Source organism: Scytonema hankhaensis NUACC26 (assembly GCF_045865695.1).
Classification (GTDB): domain Bacteria; phylum Cyanobacteriota; class Cyanobacteriia; order Cyanobacteriales; family Nostocaceae; genus Scytonema.
This window is the reverse complement of record NZ_BAACAP010000251.1, coordinates 1-19,737: the sequence shown is the minus strand read 5'-3', so window position 1 is coordinate 19,737 and position 19,737 is coordinate 1. Positions and strand designations below refer to the sequence as shown.

The window sequence follows — 19,737 nt, the reverse complement described above, 5'->3', positions numbered from 1 at the left end:
AAAGAACCCCTAATTCTTTGCCCACTTACAAAAAACACGTAATAACAACCGAAACAAAAAGTCAATTGTTAAACCAATCAAGCCAATAACAATCAATCCAGCAAAAATTTCATCAGTTTTAAGATATCTTTGGGCAACACTAATTCTACGACCTAAACCTTCTGTAGCCGCTACTAATTCAGAAACAATTACTAAGTTCCAAGATGCTGCTATATTAACCCGACAAGCATCAATGATATTAGGTAGAATAAATGGAAAAATGACTTGTAGTAAAACTTGTTTTCTTTGTCCTCCTAAAGTATAAGTAGTTTCTACTAAGTGCTTGGGAACAAATTTCACGGCGTCCATCACCATTAAGGTGTTAAAAAACAGCGTGCCGATAAAAATCAGCATAATTTTTGGAGTTTCTCCCAATCCCAGATATAAAATTAGTAAAGGAATAAAAGCTGGGGCTGGCATATAGCGCACAATACCAATAATTGGTTCTAGCAATGCTCGAAAGCTGGCAAAAGTCCCCATTAAAGTGCCTAAAGGAATAGAAAATATTGCCGCTAGTAAAAATCCAGTCACAACCCGAAACAAGCTAAAGGCAATATCTTTTTGCAAATCACCACTTGCTAAAAGTCTTTGAAATGCAATCCAGACTTGACTTGGAGTAGGAAGAAATAAAGATGGGATAAATCCAGTATTAGAAATAATCCACCACAGAAGTATAGGAACAGTAATGGATAAGAACATTAAAGTTCCGGCTAAGTTTTGAGGAATATCCTCAGCAATGCGCCAAAAGACAGTTGGTGGTAATATTTGATGAGGACGATTAGAGTTAACTTCCTGCGAGTCTTCAGCGTATTGGTTCATGATTTTTGTTTAGCGGCGTAGGCTTTGACAAAGCGAGCGTCAAAAATTGGCTTGATATTAGGGGCTTGTTTTGTTAAACCAGCTTCAATAAGAAATTTGCTAATTTCTCCTGCAGCGTAACTTAGCGATGTCATGTTCTGACCGGAACTAAAAGCTTGTAAATTCTCTTGTATTGAGAAAATTTTAGTACCGGCATCATAAGCCTTATATTCTGAAACTGACACACCAGCACGTTTTGCCATAATTTCATAAGCTTTATCTCGATTGGCTTTGATAAAATCTAAAGTAGCAAACCAAGTGTTTACTAAAGCTTGTACATCTTGCGGACGTTCATTAATGAGTTTGCGACTGACGACTAAATGGTCAGGAATTGCACCTGGAAAATCTTTGGAACTAAATAATTCTTTGCTACCAGAACGTGATAATGCTTTTGTAGTGAAAGGTGCAAAAACTCCGACTGCATCAACTTGACCAGCAACAAAAGCAGCAGCAGATGCACCTGTTTCTAGAGGCTGAAACTGAATATCAGCTTGAGTTAAACCTACTTTTTTTAAACCTAGTAATAACAGAAAATGGTCAACTGTTCCCTCTTCAGCAGCAACTTTTTTACCTTTGAGGTCAGCAATGCTGTTAATTCCTTCTCTGACAATTATTTTGTCGTTACCAGTTGAATTATCGTTAACTAAAACAATGACTTGATCTGAACCTGCCGCTACTGAGCTAATCGTATCATTCAACGTTTGGGTATTGGCATCAAGTTGACCTGCTCGTAGGGCATTGATAGAATCTAAATAGCCATCAAACCACTTCAACTCTACATTAACTTTGTTCGTCTCAAATAACTTTTGCTCTTGAGCAACTTGCCAAGGAAACCAACCAGGCCAAGCACTAAAGCCAATCCGAACTGGTATAGTAGTAGCTGGAGCAGTAGAATTTGGTGGGGTCGAAGTTTGCTGATTTGGAGTACAACTGACTGCGATCGCAAGACTGAGTAAAAAAACTATTAATAAAGACAGTAACTTGCGGATATTCATAGATAGTTTGTGAATCGTGTGGTACGCCAACGATCGCAACGCCGTATTCACCATCTTTCTGTACATCCTCTTCTAAATAGAGTGCTTCTAGGAAAGTATTAATTTCGGCAAAGATACGCTTTGAATAAACTACTATACATTCCTCAACTTTCCCTCTACCAAAAAGATTATTTTTCTCACCACAATATATAAAAACCTAGATTACAGTTAAAAGCCATACAAATAAAGCTTGCTTTCGCAGGCTTTGCTTGTATGGCTATTGTTGAAGATGTCTAGTTTTTGTTAGATCGGTAGAGACCGTGGAATGTCTACAACTTTTTATGAAGCAACAGGTGTTGCTACTTCTTCTGTTACTTCCGTTGCAGTAGCAGGTGCGTAAACGCTTACTTTCTTGCGAGTTTTCCCTTTACGTTCAAAGGTGACTACGCCATCAATGAGGGCATACAGAGTATCATCAGTACCGATACCAACGTTGTTACCAGGATGAAACTTTGTGCCGCGCTGACGCACAAGGATATTCCCTGCTCGAACAGTTTGACCACCGTAGCGCTTGACACCTAGTCGTTGAGCATTAGAGTCACGACCGTTGCGCGTACTACCCGTTCCTTTCTTATGAGCCATGATTTCCTCTCGTGTCTTTTTATTCTAATTATGCGATCGCAAGCTGTATTACCAATAATTGGTCGTAGCTGTTCGCGCTTGAGTTGTTGCAGATGCTTTTATAGTATCAACTACAGCCTTTTATGATTCTGCATTGGTTTCTGGCGCTTCTGGCGGTGGAACAGTTCCCGCTTCGCTAGCAACTTCACTTACTGGAGCTTGAGCTTGATTATCTGTAGTTGCTTCTGTAGCCAATACGGAGTCATTGAGACTGATAGAATCAATCATTAATCTGGTAATTTCCTGGCGGTGTCCCCGCTTTTTACGGGTTTTCTTTTTCGGCTTCATTTTGTACACCAGGACTTTGCGACCTCTTAGATGTCGCAATACCGTTCCTTCTACCTTTGCTCCTGTCACGAGTGGCTGTCCAATAGTGACTTCACCGTTGTGCTGCACCAACAACACTTTATCTATCGTGATTTTGTCATCAGGTTGAGCAGAAAGCAATTCGATATCGTAAAAGCGACCTGGTTCGACTTTTAATTGTTTGCCGCCAGTTTCAATAATTGCGTAGGTCATAGAATTGTCCTTGAGTTGCCGTACAGGTAGCTGAGTTATAAGTTTTTGGCAAGATGCTCAGCCTTTATATCGTCTTTTACCCGATCCGAGCAGGAATGAGACAGACAATCCGTAATCCTAACTCAATCAATTAGTTATTGTCAACTAAAATTAAGCTTTGCCAGTGACTAACGCCAATTGTTCAACCCCTTGTCGATTGGTAGTTGCAAAAGATGGAGCAGATAAAGAGCACGCTTTCCACTCCGATTTTACCAAGACATTCAGTAATTCACACGTACCCCCACGCGACCCTTGTGGTGTGTAAAAACGACAGTACCGACAAGATGAAACACAAGATTTTAAGTTTGTCATGATTAAAAATTAATTAAAATTTAAGAAACTTTTTAGTTGCCAATTGGAGGACTATCTATATCAGTATGGCGTTCAAATTTTGAAATTAGGACAGAAGTTCGATAATATTCCGAAAAACTTTGTAATTCTAAATATTACTTTACTTAGAATTATTACTTAAGTACAGTCAAAACAAACTTATGTAATAATACCGACATATTTAGAAATTTCCAAATTTATCAAATACAGTAACAAGGCAAAGTTGCTACACTCCTACTGTATTCTCCTCACAAAATCCTCAACTTCTTTTCCTACAACTGTAAATGTAAGACAAAGGGGAAAAAAGAAAAGAAAGAAATACCACTCCCGAACCGCTATTCGATTATCTAAACACGTAGGTAGGGCTATGCCGCACAATAGATTTGGTAGTTGCCAATGCCCACTCTACAGTATCTGAGTATTTTTACAGATAATTTAGAACTGCTATAGTAGTCTGTCATTTATTGAAGAAAGTTCGAGGTCAGCAGTAAGTATCGGAGTCACTTAATACAAAAGCAAATATAGTGTGCTCTGCAATACGATAAATAACCCCTAAAATTATAATTTAGGTCTACTAAAAATAAAATAAACCTTGTGAGACTCTCATTTGGAAACAGCATAAATACCTTTTGAGGTGCAGAATAGCTGATTTATTAAAATAAAATTAGAGCTAGAGCGATCGGATCGCTTGCGAGATTGGGGAACTGGCTAAGCTGCTTTCGACCGAGACACTCATCTATATAAACCATAAAGGAAACGAAGGCAAATAAGAAAAAAGAGGTAAAATATAGAGGAAGGATAAAATACTTTAAGTTTTATGTCTTGCTTATTAATTTTACCTTTCACTCAAAATGAACATTTCTGATAAATTTATCAAATTTGTAATTAAGAGGTATAAATGAATATATCGGCTTTTAACAAAGAAAAAAATCAATACCGATTAATCAAAGAAAAAGACAAATCAAATTGGGAAAGGGATAATAAAGGTAATAATACAAATTTTTCAGATATGACATTTGATAAATACATTTTTGGTAATTCAGATCGCGGTCGAGTCGCTATTTTTATTGATGGAGCTAACTTATTTCATGCAGGTTTACAACTGAATCTTGAAATTGATTATGCAAAATTACTTTGTTGTTTAACAGAGAATGCAAGGCTTCTACGTGCTTTTTTTTACACTGGTGTCGATCGCAATAATGAGAAACAACAGGGTTTTCTATTGTGGATGCGGCGAAATGGCTATCGTGTCGTCAGTAAAGAGCTGGCTCTACTACCAGATGGTTCCAAAAAAGCCAATTTGGATGTAGAAATTGCTGTGGATATGCTAAATTTGGCTCCTTATTACGATACTGCAGTATTAGTAAGTGGTGATGGAGATTTAGCATACGCTGTGAATGCTCTCACTTATCAGGGAATTCGAGTTGAAGTTGTTAGTATACGAGCAATGACAAGCGATAGTTTAATCGATGTTGCTGATTATTTTGTTGACATAGAGCATCTCAAACAGTACATACAGAAAGACTCGAATTCTTGCTATAGCTATCGCCCATTGTCGAATTCTAATTTTTGATTTCTCTCTTACAGCAAATCTTACAACTTCGTACAAAACCCGGTTTCTTTGAAAATCGGGTTTTTGTATATTACTCCCTTTCCGCTCTAAAATTACTAATTTTTGTAGGGTAGGCACTGGCAATCATTCGCTATTGTAGGTCATAGCCCCACCTACTGGTTTAGGTAATCGAATGGCGAGAAGGGGGTATAATACATTTTCGTTGATTCTACTGAAATCTTTATAGTTAGTACATAATACTTTTGGAGTATTCCTCTCAAGTCAGAGTAGTTAATATCAACTTAACTTACAATATATAAATTTTTTTTAGAAAATATTAAAAATTTGAACGGTAACAGAATGAAAATTGATAGTATCTACTGTAATATCCGTTAAGTAAAGGAAAATCTAAAAATCAGGTTGCGATCGCGAATCAGTAAAATTCCGGAAAGCAAGCAAAAGTCTGCAAAATAAGTGTAACTACGGTTTTATATGTTTTTAGTATTGTATTAATATTTTTATAAATAATTAGCACTTAGCTTAGACGTATAGCCCTTATTTCTTAATACTTCTAGTACCGCTCGAACTCTCTAATAGCAGAGTGAATATCTTTATTTCTGAATCCCAAACAACGAAAGGAGTGCTTACAGTGAATAAAATGCAATTTGCATTAGTTATCAGTTACCTTTTGATGACAGCTTACTTTTTTACCAATTGGTTAAGATTTAGTCTCCGCCATCCTCATTCTTCTCCGGAAGATAAGTTTTTATCTTTCATTATGTTTATCATTACAACAGCTCTATGGCCTTTTGTAATTCCTCTGTCTTGTCTTGAAATGGTCAAGACAAGGAGAGTAGAGTTTAGTACAGTTATTCCCGTTCTTGTTATGGCTTCCGCGTTTAGTCTTGCATTTTACATGAGTTAAGTTTTTCAAGTTTGTGGCTTGACTCCATGCAACTTGTATTCTGCGTCTACCACTATATAGCAATAACTCTATAATCTGTAAGAAAATTTAATCTTAAACAAAGCCCCTTTTTTTGACTCGGCTACTCAGATATGTTCATTTAAGCCTCTACAATAGGTAAAGTTGTTCTGATTCTGGGATAAAGGCATGAGAGTTTGGTTGGCTTGCTTTCTAATGCTGTTTGCTTTAGCAGAGTTGTTTGACTGGATCGAAAAATTTCAGTTGCCTTTACCGATATATATTTTAGGGGGCACATTTCTAGCCGTTGCATCCAACTACGACAAGCTTTTTGAATCTTACTTTAGTCATGTTATTGGTGAAGCAACTTTAGAGCAACCTCTCCAACCTCACTTAGACGAGTCACTAGAAAATTACCCTTATTCCATCTCCTCCAACAATTCTCCTGTTCTTCAAAATTCTCAAAAATCTGAAGTAGAAAGTTAGTTACAGGTAAGCTTTGCGATAAGCTGGGTACAGCTTGCGCTGCGCGATCGCAACATCAAGTACAAAGAGTCTGCGCTGGGTATATAGTGTTTTCATGCTGGTATAGGCAGGATATATGCCAGTGTTATGCCTAAGGAAAGCCATTGACAGAGCAGGTTCGCGAGTGGCAATCTTTCTATTCGAGAATTTATCATCCCCACAAGTTCCTCAAATTGTTATCCTAAGTTTAAAGTTGACCGACTCCAATTCATCACACTTAGATGGCGAATTGGTTTTTCCTAGGAACTGATATGGAATACCTGTACTATTTAGCGAATACTAGCCTCACACTGCGGCTCGTCGAATTCCTACGTGGCAAACCTCAAATCCCTGTCAGCTTTATCACTGTCATTAGTCAAATAGATGGCTGGGTTATCAAAATTAAACTAAAATTCTCTATCGATCCCCAGTTAGATGGAGACATAAGGGCTTTCTTGAATGAAATAGGAATTCCTCACTCCCCATCCAAGCGTGTCAGCATGGCTTTGGAAAGTTTGGAAGTTGGCAACTGTCCAGTTGAGGTAATGCGTCGATACCAAGTTGCTGTAGTTTCTCATGGCAGTCCACAACGCGAAGACATTGAAGCATTCCGAGAACAATTTATTAATGGGTTGGGTTACTGTCCTCAAACTCTTGTTTGAAAATGGCGATTGGCAATTAGGAACTGGGGACTGGGAAAAAGACATTTTCATCCCCTCATTGCAAGCTATTGCCCCTAATTAGCTGTCTTGAGAATGGGACGTAGGAGTTTTAGATAAACGTTGGAGAAAAAAGTTACAAAACTTAGTATAATTGCCTCGAACACTAGCAGTCGCGTCTACACGGTAAAACTATAGCAACGTTTTTTGTCGTAATTCGCATCAATACTATCTTATCTTGGAGGGGAAGGCAAAAACCCCTCCGTTAAATTATGTCTGGTAACCCCTATACGTGGTTAGAACACTCTCTAGAAACTATTCACCGTGCTGATTGGTATCGAAGTGTACAAACTATTCAGGGTCGCTCTGGTGCTACAGTTCTTTTGGAAGGACGATTAGTCATAAATTTTGCTAGTAATGATTATCTGGGACTAGCGAGTGACGATCGCCTCGTGATGGCAGCAGTAGCAGCCGTACAAGAATTTGGTACTGGTAGTACGGGTTCGAGGTTACTAAGCGGACATCGCCAACTGCATAGAGATTTGGAAGAAGCGATCGCATTTCTTAAACAAACAGAGGATGCAATAGTTTTCAGTTCGGGTTATTTAACCAACTTGGGGGTTATCAATGCACTGGTAGGCAAGCGAGATTTAATTTTTTCCGACCAATATAATCATTCCAGTTTGAAAAATGGGGCGACTCTCAGTGGTGCTGCTATCAGAGAATATCGTCATTGTGATGTAGAAGATTTAAAAACTCAATTAAGCCAATCTCGGCAAAACTATAGACGTTGCTTGATTCTAAGCGATAGTGTCTTTAGTATGGATGGCGATTTGTGTCCCTTACCTGCACTTTTAGAGCTAGCCGATAGATTTGGTTGTATGTTGCTTTTAGATGAAGCCCATGCAACGGGAGTGCTTGGAGAAACTGGTGCGGGTTGTGTCGAACATTTTGGGTGTAGAGGAAAACAGTTAATTCAAATTGGTACTTTAAGTAAAGCCTTGGGTAGTTTAGGCGGTTATGTAGCAGGAAGTGCAATTTTAATCGATTACTTGAGAAACCGCGCCCCCAGTTGGATTTATACTACAGCACTGTCACCTGCTGATACTGCAGCAGCCCTAGCAGCACTAAAAATAGTTCTGGAGGAACCTACACGTCGCGTTCAGTTATGGCAAAACGTTGCTTACCTGAAACAACAAGTGCAACAACACCTATCCAACTTGAAATTGCTACCTTCTGAGTCACCTATCCTATGCTTTCAACTGTCGAATGCAACCGACGCTTTGAAAGTGGCAGAACATCTTAAATCTCATGGCATTTTTGCCCCCGCTATTCGTCCTCCTACCGTTCCCACAAGTCGGATACGGATTTCTATGATGGCAACTCACACACTCAGACAGATTCAAAAGTTAGTAGAAGCTTTAGCAGTGACCAGTGACCAGTAATCAGTGACCAGTGACCATCTATATATTAAGTTACAAGTCCTTACTTTCTATATTTCAAATTACTATTTTTTTTTATTGAAAAAATATTGGTTGTTAATCACAAGGTATTTTTACCCTAATAAATTCACTTCATCAGTGCGATCGCGATCGCACCCTAATATGATTTTGTGTGTTCTAAAAAATTACCACAAAGTTATTAGCTAGTTAAACAAGCTTGGGTAGAAATTATTTGTGAAGTCAACTTTAAATTTGATATCAGTATTCAAAATCGGCTTTACATTCAGCACTTCAGTCTCAAACCCTTACGTAACAATAATTTGACAAACATATAACTAGTAAAAATACTTAATATTTATAAAGTCATAAATATTTTCTTAACAAAGAAAAACTTATAAGCTTTGATATTTAGTCGTGAGAGAGAAATATTTATGAATAATCTTTATATTTCTAGAAAGAAAAATAATTTTTATATGATGGAAAAGTATTAAAAAAGATACATTGCTTTTATGAAGCTCGCTTAAATTTATACATTCTTTTTAAAGATTTATATGGAAATTCATGTAAATCCGGAAAAAGTACCTGCATAATTGGATCGAGAAATATAAACCCAAATATGAACGCTTACTCAAAAGAAACAGCAGGTCACCTGCAAATAATTTATTTATAAGGAAAAAAACACATGAATAATATGTTTGTTCATCTGTTTAGTACATTTGTTTTTTCAGTATCTACATTAGTTGTTATATCTGATGTTTCAATAGCACAAGAGGCTACAGCAACTCCTCAAGAAAAAATAGCACAAAAGATTTGTGCCTTTGACAAGGTAGAAAATTTGTTGCCTCCCATACAAAGCCAGAAAAACCCATCTACCCTTGCTTACCTTGCACAACAAGGCTTTACAGAGAACGCCGATGGTTCTTGGTCTTGTTATGCAAGCGATCCTAGGAAGCAAGGACGCTACTACACTCTCTTAAAAGTTCAGCAAGTAGAAGGAAAACTAGTAGCCACTTCCTTTTTAGAAGAAGGCACTCTTATGCAGGGACAAGAAAACCGCAGTTTAGAGCTGTTTATGCTCCTCATTCAGAATCATATGAAAGCAAAACCGTCGAATCTCCAGAGTATACAGAGGTTTTTAGGAACTTTCATGTCTTTGATTAAAGAAGGAAAAGTACCAGCTTCTTCTCGTGGTTATCTCTTTGACCAACCCAATCGTGCGTTTGTTCTATACCACCCCGTTAAAGGGGAAAAGCTCGAGAGTAAAGGAATCACAATCAATATCAATTCCCCTCAAAACTTAAATTTGTCCACAGTTTCTTCAACCGGTTTGTAATTGCGTAACTAACGGAGGTGAACGTCCTTGAAAAAATCAACAGTTAAATCTATCGCTTTTGCGGTCTCATCCTTAGCAGCAATTGCCGCTGCACCTCAAAAAGCCTCAGCCGAGCTCAATGTTGGTCCGATTGGAATTCCAGATGGTTTAGAAGGATATTATGCCCAATACCTATTTTCGGGACCAGCTCCAAGCAAAGCACAAAGCATGACATCTTGTCATGTAGGATTTGGTGCTTCCTGTAGTAAAGCAGGAGCAGTACTCGAGCAATTAATTGAATCTAATAATGGGCTTAGCGCTCACCAATTGTTAATGCGTGCAGCTGGTGGAGAAAAGAATTTCGAGGAATTTGCAAGTTATTTCGGCAACAAGCCCGAGCTTCTCCAACAGATTCCGTATGCGTCATTTTGGCGAAACGATGACCCTTTCATCATGGATGGACATCGATATCTCTTGGGATATGCAGCTAGCAGAGAACCAGTACAGGGTTTAGGCGAGATTACCAAGAAATTCCACTGGACACCGTATCAAGGAAATGATGGTTCTTTAAGTCCCCGCAATGCCTTATTGAATCTTAAATTGGCTTTTGGACGTGTGTTGATAGAGGAAAGCAATAACGTTCAGAATCTCGAGCAGAAGATTCAAGATTCTAAAGATTTAGAACCAAAGGAGAAAAAGTATTACTTGTCACGCATTGCTGATGCGAGAGATGCTTTGAAGAGTGGAAATGAAGAATTGCTCGAACAAAGCCTTCTCCAAGTTCTTTCCATGCCTTATGAAGGTCGTAATAATCTACAACTTACTAATAGTGAAACAGGCAATTACCTTGATGGGAAGACTCTTTTAGGAGAGGTTGTTGACTATCCGGTAGCGACATTAGCCCCAGATATAGATGTATCAGCTATGAGCTTACCAGATATAGGCGTACAAGATCTTTCTTACCTGGTAGAGGGAAACGTTGTTACAGGAGAAGCGGTTAAACAAGGTGGTTTTAATCCTGCCTATTTACTTCCTTTAGCTCTACTACCTATTCTATTTGGATTGGGGGGCGATGATGATAACTCTAGTACAACACCTAAATACACTCCTACGCCGGATGTCAGTCAACCGCCTGCTGATGTCAGTCAACCATCTACTAATGTTAACCAGCCTCCTGTGGGAACTCCTCCTGTGGGAACTCCTCCTGTGGGAACTCCTCCTGTAGGAACTCCTCCTGTGGGAACTCCTCCTGTGGGAACTCCTCCTGATGTGAAGCAGGTACCAGAACCATCAACAGTAACACCTTATGTGTTGCTAGCTATTATCATGTTTGTTTTCACTCAAAAACAGTGGCGCATACAAGCAAAAGGTTAAGTTTCTTCACTTGAGGTGTTCAGTTAGATCGTCGGGTGCTACTATCACTATGTAAAGTATTTCTTATTTAATGCGATCGCCAAAATCGTCATCAGAATCTGGTAATGTGACTGGAGTTGAGTTTATCATTTTACTGAGTAGATAAATACATTCCACAAGCATTAAATGCGCCCAGAGCAAGTAAAAGATATGGCTAGATTTATAGGTGTAAGATGGTGGCATCGGTTTGCTCTTGCCTTCAGCTGCTTTCTGTTAGTTATATCCTGTAGCAATCATAGTTCAAATTTCACAGATACCGACACATTAGGCACATCTTCAACCACAGCAAGCAAAACCCTGAAAGTAGCAATTCAGGGTGCTTTTGCGCCTTTTCAATTTGTGAAAGATGGGCAACTTCAGGGATTTGATATAGACGTGATAAAAGGGATCGGCAAGTCAGCTGGTTTCCTCTTAGAGTTTGAAAATCTACGCTTTGATGGAATGCTTGGTGCTTTGCAGGCTGGTACTGTGGATGCTGCGATCGCTGCTATGTCAATTACAGAAGAACGCTTAAATACTGTTTCTTTCTCAAAGCCTTATTTTAGGTCAGGACTAGCGATTACGGTAAGAGAAAACAATCAAAACATTACCAATTTCGACAGCCTTAGAAATAAAAGAATTGCCGTATTACTTGGTACAACAGGTGCAAATCAAGCAAAAAAAGTTCCGGGATCTCAAATAATCACCTTAGATACTGCAGACCAAGCCTTTCAAGATTTAATCAATGGTAATGTGGATGCGTTTATTAACGATGCACCTGTGACTTTATACGCTCTTAAAACAGGGAGTCTCAAAGGAATCAAAATTGCTGGCCAACTGCTCATAGAAGAATACTATGGCATCCCTGTACGCAAAAACTCACCCAATCTAAGTATCATTAATAAAGGTTTAGATAAAATAATTAAAGATGGTACTTATACTCAGATTTATAGAAAGTGGTTTAACACAGAGCCTCCTGCCTTGCGATAGATATGATACTTAGCGGCAGTTTTCTCAAAATTGGTTTATACTTTTTTCACAAGCATTTAAGTATGGATGAATCCAGTGAAGCGAAGATAGTTTTGACACTCACGACCCGCGCACGGACGGTAAGAGAGCAGAAAATAATACTAGAGCGAATGATTTTCTCTGTGAATATGCAGCTATTTTTGGTTCTGCTATCCGTACAGCTTTTTCTATCCGCAATAAAATAGGCGCAAATACCAACAAAACTAAGCGTCAGCTAGAAAGCGACATTTCTAAGCAATTAGAAAGCCGTTATGGATTATCGTCAACCGATGCCAGAAATGCTTATAGTAAGGCAGAAGCCACCTATGCTTCTCAAGTAGAATTAGTAGAGTTATACATAGACGAGCGCTATGAGTCAATAAAAGCTATCAAAAAAACAATTAGAAAATTAGAAAAACAATTAGCTCTAGCCGAAGCACAAAATACAGCAGATTTCAACTTGGTGAGGTACAAAAATTACCCCCCTCTGTCCCCCCTTGGTAAGGGGAGATGAAAGGGGGGTATACCTCATTCAGATGCAAAGCGCTGTAATAAATTTGAAATTAATTAGGAATAGACTTTAATCCCAGTAGTATTGATTGGTCAATTGTCGCTCGCTATGGGAGAACATTACTTGTATCCCGACGATCCAAAATAGTTACTAGATCTCGCTTAACAACGCTATCAGATTTAGCCACTTGAGCTTCAGCAACACGTGGTAAGTTGTAGATACCAAATTCCTCTATGCCTCGGTCATTCAAAATATAATCAGCATGAAGAATTTCTTCATCTGTACCATCTACTATTATTAAATAATTCCCTTTCAATACGCGATCGCTATAAACTTTAGCTCTTTCTTCAGGAATTCCCAAAGCAAGCAGCGCTCCGAGAAGTCCACCTGTAGCAGCACCAATTCCTGCACCAGCAGCCGTTGCACCAACAGTAGATATAATTTCACCTGCTAATAAGACTGAACCTACACCCGGAAACGCAAGAGTACCCAAACCTACGATTAAGCCAGTTATACCTCCCAAAATAGTACCTGTCACTGCTCCGGCTGCAGCCTCTGCATTAGCTGAATTACCTGTACTTGGTTGTGTTTCTATTCCAGCAATATCGTGTTGGCCATCTCTAGCTATGATAGAGACTTTATTCATAGGAAAGTTAGCATCTCTAAGCGTGGTGAGAGCATATTCGGCTTCGCTACGATGAGAAAATACGCCAGCTGCTCGCTTGTGTTCAACCAAAGCCATCATACTCCTCCAATAAACACCTACAGGACAAGACGTGTCGCGAGTCTATATTTTTGAACTCACAATTCTTGTTTTGCCTTACAATCTCTTGTTTTACCTCGTCCTCAAGTGCAATTTTCACTAGTCATTGGTCAGGTGGTCACTGGTGAGTCCAGCCGTGTGGGCGGGTCTCCCGCGCCCTGGGGACTGGTGAGTCCAGCGCTGTAGAAAGGTAACATTCGTAGGCGACTGGCGAACCCGGAGGGCGAACCCGAAGGGTCACTGTTAAGAAATTGCCCTTAAATTGTTCGGTTATACGACTTTCATCAAGATACAAATGAGTATAACCTCATAGGTAGTAGTCAATGCCAGTCCTAACATACGTCAGTGGGCTATTGAAAGGGGTGAAAACTTGTGTACCAATGGATATTACCGAGTCTGAGTGAAATATTAATCAATAGTCAACCCGGTGCAACTGAATGCTCCTCTGCTAAAGCAGAACAGCAATGGCGCACGAGCGTAGCAGCTACAGAACAACTGCTGTTAAAGAGTTTGGCAAGAATTTCATCTGAAATTAGCCAAGGATTAGTTTTATCCGCGCCATCACCTGTATTTAGTGACTCCAAGCTGGCTCAAAGCTTGAAAACAGTTACTTTTACAGCGAAGCCATTTAATCCTTTGGCTCTCATGCCATTTGAAATGCCTGTTGCTGTCCCTGTAGTAGATGAAGTTGCTTATCAAGAAACCATATTACCTTTATTAGAAGCAGATCCGCTCACTGGAGAGCAATTTTGCTTAGTTTTTACAGAAAATTTTAGACTTGTATTGGTTTTAGCAGAATATAAGAACGGTAATAAAAATTTTTGTTTTTCATTTGATTCTGAAGTTGTCGAACAAGTATGGCGAGCATTAGGTGCGAGAGTCATGTTAAGTAATCCTGACTTGTTTGCCGATTTAGAAGAAGTGGTACAGAAATATTATCCAAGCCAACCGGACTACAGGACAGTGATGGAGTTTAGCCGTTTACTGTTAACAAATTTACCAGAATCGCCAGAACAGGTAGAAAGTGTTTCTCCTTCCCCTGTCTCTTCAACTCCTGCTTCTTCTACAAGTTCTCACCGTAGCGATGTAGAATTGCTGCAAGCATTTGCTCATGAAGTTCGTACACCACTGACAACTATTCGGACTACAACTCGTCTGTTATTGAAACAGCGCGATTTACCTCCTAACGTTATTAGACGTTTAGAACTGATCGATCGCGAATGTACCGAACAAATCGATCGCATGGAATTATTGTTCAGAGCAGCAGAACTAGAAACATCTCCTTCTGAAAAATCCAATAATGCTCAGCTTACGGCAATGTCTTTGGATTGCGTCTTGCAGCAAAGTATTCCTCGTTGGCAACAAGCTGCTGACAGAAGAAATTTGACTTTGGATGTTGTTCTACCTCAAGAACTACCAATGGTAGTCAGCAATCCCAATATGTTGGATCGAGTATTGACAGGGTTAATGGAAAACTTTACTCGTAGCTTACCTGCAGGTAGTCATATTCAAGTACAGGTGATTCCAGCAGGAGATCAACTGAAGTTGCAATTATTGCCTTTACCTATGACGGCAAATAACGACAAAGCTTCTACCTCACCATGTACTCCACCAATCCGGAAAGCTCTCGGTCAACTGCTAATGTTCCAACCAGAAACAGGTACTATTAGTTTGAACCTCCATGCAACTAAGCATTTATTTCAAGCTATTGGTGGTAAATTGATTGTCCGCGAACGTCCCCGTCATGGCGAAGTCCTGACCATCTTTCTACCATTGGAAGTTAACAGTCAACAACATCCATCCCGTTCCTCCTGTCAAGCAATGGGAGCAATCAACTGATTGTTTTCAGAAGCAATAGCAAACTGTACTGTAAAAGTAGAACCTTCATATAATTTACTTTTGACAGCAATAGAACCACCGCTACGCCATAGCAATAGTTGTACAATTGTTAAACCTAAACCGACTCCATTAGAATCGTCTATGGCGGCTGAGCGGACTCGGTAAAAGCGTTCAAAAATATTAGAGATTTCAGTTTCGGCAATTCCAATACCAGTGTCGCGAAATTCTAATTGAACGTACTCGTTGTGAACTCGCGCTCTTACCCAAACTTCACCTCCATTAGCAGTAAACTTAATACTGTTGGAAAGTAAGTTAATTGCAATTTGTCTCAACCCACCGCTAACGCAACGAATAGGTGGAAGGTCTGTAGGTACTGTGTAGGCTAACATAATACCTTTTTCTTTAGCTATAGGTTGATAAGTACTTACAACTCCTGGTATGAGTTCTGCAAGACGGACTGGTTCTAGTGGCAATCGCTCTAATTGGCGTTCTAGCTGTACTAAGTCTAAAACACCGCATATTAAGGCATTTTGGCGATCGCATTGGGTATTCAGCATTTGTAAATAACGCTGTCTTTGAGGAGGTTTCAAATTAGGAGAATTTAAAAGCGAGAGAGCCGTTTTCATATGTGTTATTGGTGTACGCAACTCTTGACAAACATGGCTTAAATATTCTTCTTTGAGTTGCGCTGTTTCATCAAGTTTTTGATTGTATTTTTTGACTTTAACTAGACGTTTAGCTGTTATTTGACGATTAATTTTATCTTGATTGTAAATCTGTTTTGTTAAAAGTTGATTGATGAGATTTGGCTCTATAATGGAGGGGTAAATTTCATTGTTAGCAATTAGTGAAGGTGAGTGAGATATTATTGATGATTTTAATCGCTCTAATACTTGTTGAATAACTTTTCCATCGAAAGAAGTTATAGTGGGTAAAAGGAAGCTTTTTCGGCTGTTTGCTTTTCCTACTGTCTGGTTTTTACGTTTTTTTAAAGGTCTATAAACTAAAATTAAACTACAAAAATTAGGTGACAACACCATGACAAAGTATTCTCGTCTCAACCTACTATTGGCTAAACTTTCCACTTGAATATAAGATAAGGATTCACAAAATGTGGAGACACACTCCTCAATATTACTTATCTCTGTATCATCTTTTTTATCTGTCAGTTCAATTGATTTAGATGTGTTGTTAGATGTTTTCTGTTCGTAATAACGTTGGATTTCTGAGTGCCAAATTTTTCCTGGTGGTAGCTTTACCCATAATGTGGCTGTAATCTGCTGTTCAATTAGCAAATCAATTTGTGACCTTACCATTGATAGTAAAGTTCCAAGACTGAGAGACAGTGGTTGGGGCGGTGCTTCTACATTTAAAGCCAACTGATATACAGACAGATCCGGCGGTAAAGAAACATTCATGAGTAAAGCCTTTTAAGGATGAATTGAAGGCAAAAGCAATAAAGTTTACGCTAAAGAAAAAACAATTTTGTCAAGTCTGAATGAAGTATAGAATATTTCCTGCCCTTCATTCTCTGTCTTGATGCCTTATCATCCTTTCTTGTAAAGCATTGCGTGCGTGTTCTCTGTCATCAAAGTGAATTTTTTCCGTTCCCAAAATTTGGTAATCTTCATGACCTTTACCTGCAAGCAGAATTCCATCTCCTAATTCTGCTTGTAAAATAGCAGTCCGGATGGCAGTGGCACGATCGCTGATGACGATTGGGGTCGCTGTTTCTGGAATCCCCGCCAAAATATCCTGTAAAATTTTTTCTGGCTCTTCAGTTCGGGGATTATCTGAGGTCACTATTGGTACGTCAGATAGCTCGGCAGCAATTCTACCCATTTTTGGACGTTTGGTGCGATCGCGATCTCCCCCACATCCAAACACGCAAATCATTTTACCAGGGATAAAGGGACGTGACGCTTTTAACAAGTTCTCTAAACTATCTGGAGTATGGGCATAATCGACAATTACGCTAATGTCCTGCTGAGAACTAATTTGTACCCTCTCCATTCTCCCTGGTACTCCAGGAAACTCAATTATTGCTGATGCTATGAGTTGTAAATCTAATCCTAAGTGTAAACCTGCGCCAACTGCTGCTAACAAATTTTCTAGATTAAATTGACCGACGAGTGGCGAACGAAAAGTCACTTCGCCTTTTGGTGTATGCAGCGTACCGCTTACTCCATTGGGTTCGTAGTTCAGATCGCTCATCCACAAGTTTGCATTGCGATCGCTAACACTATAACTCCAAACCTTTTCTGGACTGAGTGATGCAATTAATCTCTCACCATAGGGATTGTCAGCATTAATGATTGCTCGACCTTTCAGATAATTAGGGCTAAACAATAAGGCTTTTGCAGCAAAGTAATCTTCCATATCATGATGGAAGTCTAAATGGTCTTGGGTCAAATTAGTAAAAACTCCTACCTCAAACTGACAATCCATGACTCGACCTTGTGCTAGAGCATGGGAACTGACTTCCATTACTCCATATTCGTTTCCAGCATCTATGGCAGAGGCTAACTGTTGTTGCAGTTCCACAGCAAAAGGTGTTGTATGAACGGCTGTTTGTAAAAAATTCTGCCAACGAGTATATAGCGTACCCATTAACGCTGTAGGCAAATTAGCTTGATTGAGGAAATGCTCTATGAGGTGTGTCGTTGTGGTTTTACCATTTGTACCTGTAACACCCACAAGTTTGAGTTTTTCTCCGGGACGATCGTAAAAAGTACTGGCTAACTGAGCGCAAGCTTTAATCATGTCTTCAGCAGCGATAACGTAAGCTTCTGCTGTGGGAGGATGCTTTTTGAGAGCTTGGGGTGAAATCACTGCAGCTACAGCACCAGATGCGATCGCGCTTTGCCAAAAATCTCCACCATCAACTCGCGTTCCAGGCATTCCAATAAATAAATCTCCCATACTGCAAGCGTGGGAATTGGTTTTCAAACCCTGGATCTCTTCATCGAGTGCTGGATGGTCAGATGATAGTACAACGCGATCGACTGTTGCTAATAATTCTCTTAGTTTCATTTTATGTACCTCGTTACAAGTTTTATTGGCTTATTCTGTACTATTTTTACTTTTATACAAACACTTGCAGAGTGGTGCTAAAAAAACTGACTTAGCACGTCCAACTAAGATCTACACGAATCATAAATGATTTGTGAAAAAATCTAAGTACTGTAGGGTGGGTATTGTCCACCACATAAAGCTTTTGGTAGGCATTGCCCAATGCCACTTCTCTGGTCGCGCTTAAACCCGCTCACTTCGGGTGGTTCCCCTAGGTGTATTTCAAAAATTAAATAGGAGTCCCATATATATGGATAAGTTGGAAAGCTAAAAAGTGGTAAAATCTCTAAAACGTCTGCTAAATCTGGATTTTAGCGATTTTTTTTAACTTGCGGAAAAAAGTTTGAGAAAAAGGTTGACAAACCCAAAACGGGTTGTTAATCTAGATAAAGTGAGAAGCGACCAAGAGAAGCGCTTTCACAACTGAACCAAGATAAAGCAATAGTTTGAAAGCCAAGCCAATCAAATCCTCGTCAAGAAATTAAGTAGCGGGTGCCAACCCAAAACAAGAAGATAAATAAAGTAGCCAAGAAGTAAAGACATACGATGTAAGTTTTTACAAGACTTTTCAAAACGGAGAGTTTGATCCTGGCTCAGGATGAACGCTGGCGGTATGCTTAACACATGCAAGTCGAACGGTCCTTTAGGGGATAGTGGCGGACGGGTGAGTAACGCGTGAGAATCTGGCTTCAGGTCTGGGACAACAGTGGGAAACGACTGCTAATACCGGATGTGCCTGTGGGTGAAAGATTAATTGCCTGAAGATGAGCTCGCGTCCGATTAGTTAGTTGGTGTGGTAAGAGCGCACCAAGACGGCGATCGGTAGCTGGTCTGAGAGGACGACCAGCCACACTGGGACTGAGACACGGCCCAGACTCCTACGGGAGGCAGCAGTGGGGAATTTTCCGCAATGGGCGAAAGCCTGACGGAGCAATACCGCGTGAGGGAGGAAGGCTCTTGGGTTGTAAACCTCTTTTCTCAAGGAATAATCAGTTGAAGGTACTTGAGGAATCAGCATCGGCTAACTCCGTGCCAGCAGCCGCGGTAATACGGAGGATGCAAGCGTTATCCGGAATGATTGGGCGTAAAGGGTCCGCAGGTGGTCGAACAAGTCTGTTGTTAAAGAATCTGGCTCAACTAGATAAGGGCAATGGAAACTGTAAGACTAGAGTGCAGTAGGGGTAGAGGGAATTCCCAGTGTAGCGGTGAAATGCGTAGAGATTGGGAAGAACACCGGTGGCGAAAGCGCTCTGCTGGACTGCAACTGACACTGAGGGACGAAAGCTAGGGGAGCGAATGGGATTAGATACCCCAGTAGTCC

At 39.7% G+C, this 19,737-nt stretch carries 17 protein-coding genes and 1 rRNA gene; 10 read left to right on the top strand and 8 right to left on the bottom strand.

Annotated elements, in window-relative coordinates; translation table 11 throughout:
- Positions 1–9: 9 nt before the first annotated feature.
- From ACKTT2_RS47595 to ACKTT2_RS47575, 5 genes are all read right to left on the bottom strand, one after another.
- The gene (locus ACKTT2_RS47595; RefSeq protein ID WP_407899981.1) at positions 10–858 is read right to left on the bottom strand and encodes an ABC transporter permease; all 849 of its coding nucleotides are present in this window, start codon (positions 856–858) and stop codon (positions 10–12) included.
- Positions 855–1,892 (bottom strand): ABC transporter substrate-binding protein, encoded by a 1,038-nt coding sequence (locus ACKTT2_RS47590; protein WP_407900277.1) that lies wholly within the window; start codon positions 1,890–1,892, stop codon positions 855–857. Before ACKTT2_RS47590 ends, ACKTT2_RS47595 begins: the two co-directional genes overlap by 4 nt.
- 318 nt (positions 1,893–2,210) lie before the next feature.
- Complete coding sequence (rpmA, locus tag ACKTT2_RS47585; protein WP_407899979.1) at positions 2,211–2,513, bottom strand: 50S ribosomal protein L27; 303 nt, start codon at positions 2,511–2,513, stop codon at positions 2,211–2,213.
- Between the two features lie 120 nt (positions 2,514–2,633).
- The gene (gene rplU / locus ACKTT2_RS47580; RefSeq protein ID WP_407899977.1) at positions 2,634–3,071 is read right to left on the bottom strand and encodes a 50S ribosomal protein L21; all 438 of its coding nucleotides are present in this window, start codon (positions 3,069–3,071) and stop codon (positions 2,634–2,636) included.
- A gap of 150 nt (positions 3,072–3,221) precedes the next feature.
- Complete coding sequence (locus tag ACKTT2_RS47575; RefSeq protein ID WP_407899975.1) at positions 3,222–3,422, bottom strand: hypothetical protein; 201 nt, start codon at positions 3,420–3,422, stop codon at positions 3,222–3,224.
- Positions 3,423–4,338: 916 nt separating this feature from the next.
- Here ACKTT2_RS47575 and ACKTT2_RS47570 point away from each other — a divergent pair.
- The 8 genes from ACKTT2_RS47570 to ACKTT2_RS47535 all read left to right on the top strand — a co-directional run bounded on the left by ACKTT2_RS47570 (position 4,339) and on the right by ACKTT2_RS47535 (position 12,213).
- Positions 4,339–5,013: a LabA-like NYN domain-containing protein gene (locus tag ACKTT2_RS47570; protein ID WP_407899973.1), complete on the top strand. Its 675-nt coding sequence runs from the start codon at positions 4,339–4,341 to the stop codon at positions 5,011–5,013.
- Between the two features lie 628 nt (positions 5,014–5,641).
- Positions 5,642–5,917: a hypothetical protein gene (locus ACKTT2_RS47565; RefSeq protein WP_407899971.1), complete on the top strand. Its 276-nt coding sequence runs from the start codon at positions 5,642–5,644 to the stop codon at positions 5,915–5,917.
- Positions 5,918–6,103: 186 nt separating this feature from the next.
- A complete protein-coding gene (locus ACKTT2_RS47560; RefSeq protein WP_407899969.1) occupies positions 6,104–6,400 on the top strand; it encodes a hypothetical protein in 297 nt (98 codons plus the stop codon).
- A gap of 290 nt (positions 6,401–6,690) precedes the next feature.
- The gene (locus ACKTT2_RS47555; RefSeq protein WP_407899967.1) at positions 6,691–7,080 is read left to right on the top strand and encodes a hypothetical protein; all 390 of its coding nucleotides are present in this window, start codon (positions 6,691–6,693) and stop codon (positions 7,078–7,080) included.
- A gap of 269 nt (positions 7,081–7,349) precedes the next feature.
- Positions 7,350–8,522 (top strand): 8-amino-7-oxononanoate synthase, encoded by a 1,173-nt coding sequence (bioF, locus tag ACKTT2_RS47550; RefSeq protein ID WP_407899965.1) that lies wholly within the window; start codon positions 7,350–7,352, stop codon positions 8,520–8,522.
- 679 nt (positions 8,523–9,201) lie between these two features.
- A complete protein-coding gene (locus ACKTT2_RS47545; protein ID WP_407899963.1) occupies positions 9,202–9,852 on the top strand; it encodes a hypothetical protein in 651 nt (216 codons plus the stop codon).
- 27 nt (positions 9,853–9,879) lie between these two features.
- Positions 9,880–11,205 carry a hypothetical protein gene (locus ACKTT2_RS47540; RefSeq protein WP_407899961.1) on the top strand — a complete coding sequence of 442 codons (1,326 nt, stop codon included), beginning with the start codon at positions 9,880–9,882 and terminating at the stop codon, positions 11,203–11,205.
- A gap of 189 nt (positions 11,206–11,394) precedes the next feature.
- The gene (locus tag ACKTT2_RS47535) at positions 11,395–12,213 is read left to right on the top strand and encodes a basic amino acid ABC transporter substrate-binding protein (RefSeq protein ID WP_407899959.1); all 819 of its coding nucleotides are present in this window, start codon (positions 11,395–11,397) and stop codon (positions 12,211–12,213) included.
- 635 nt (positions 12,214–12,848) lie between these two features.
- Here the strand turns inward: ACKTT2_RS47535 and ACKTT2_RS47530 are convergent.
- A complete protein-coding gene (locus tag ACKTT2_RS47530) occupies positions 12,849–13,487 on the bottom strand; it encodes a DUF1269 domain-containing protein (RefSeq protein WP_407899957.1) in 639 nt (212 codons plus the stop codon).
- A 390-nt stretch (positions 13,488–13,877) separates the two neighbouring features.
- Here ACKTT2_RS47530 and ACKTT2_RS47525 point away from each other — a divergent pair, with 390 nt between their 5' ends.
- Entirely contained in the window at positions 13,878–15,344 is a 1,467-nt protein-coding gene (locus tag ACKTT2_RS47525; RefSeq protein ID WP_407899955.1) for a DUF8628 domain-containing protein, read from the top strand.
- Here the strand turns inward: ACKTT2_RS47525 and ACKTT2_RS47520 are convergent.
- Positions 15,320–16,762 carry a DICT sensory domain-containing protein gene (locus ACKTT2_RS47520; protein WP_407899952.1) on the bottom strand — a complete coding sequence of 481 codons (1,443 nt, stop codon included), beginning with the start codon at positions 16,760–16,762 and terminating at the stop codon, positions 15,320–15,322. The genes ACKTT2_RS47525 and ACKTT2_RS47520 overlap by 25 nt on opposite strands.
- Before the next feature lie 106 nt (positions 16,763–16,868).
- Positions 16,869–18,377, bottom strand: coding sequence for a UDP-N-acetylmuramoyl-L-alanyl-D-glutamate--2,6-diaminopimelate ligase (locus tag ACKTT2_RS47515; RefSeq protein WP_407899950.1), 1,509 nt, complete (start codon positions 18,375–18,377; stop codon positions 16,869–16,871).
- 609 nt (positions 18,378–18,986) lie between these two features.
- Here ACKTT2_RS47515 and ACKTT2_RS47510 point away from each other — a divergent pair.
- Positions 18,987–19,737, top strand: a 16S ribosomal RNA gene (locus ACKTT2_RS47510); the annotation flags it as partial.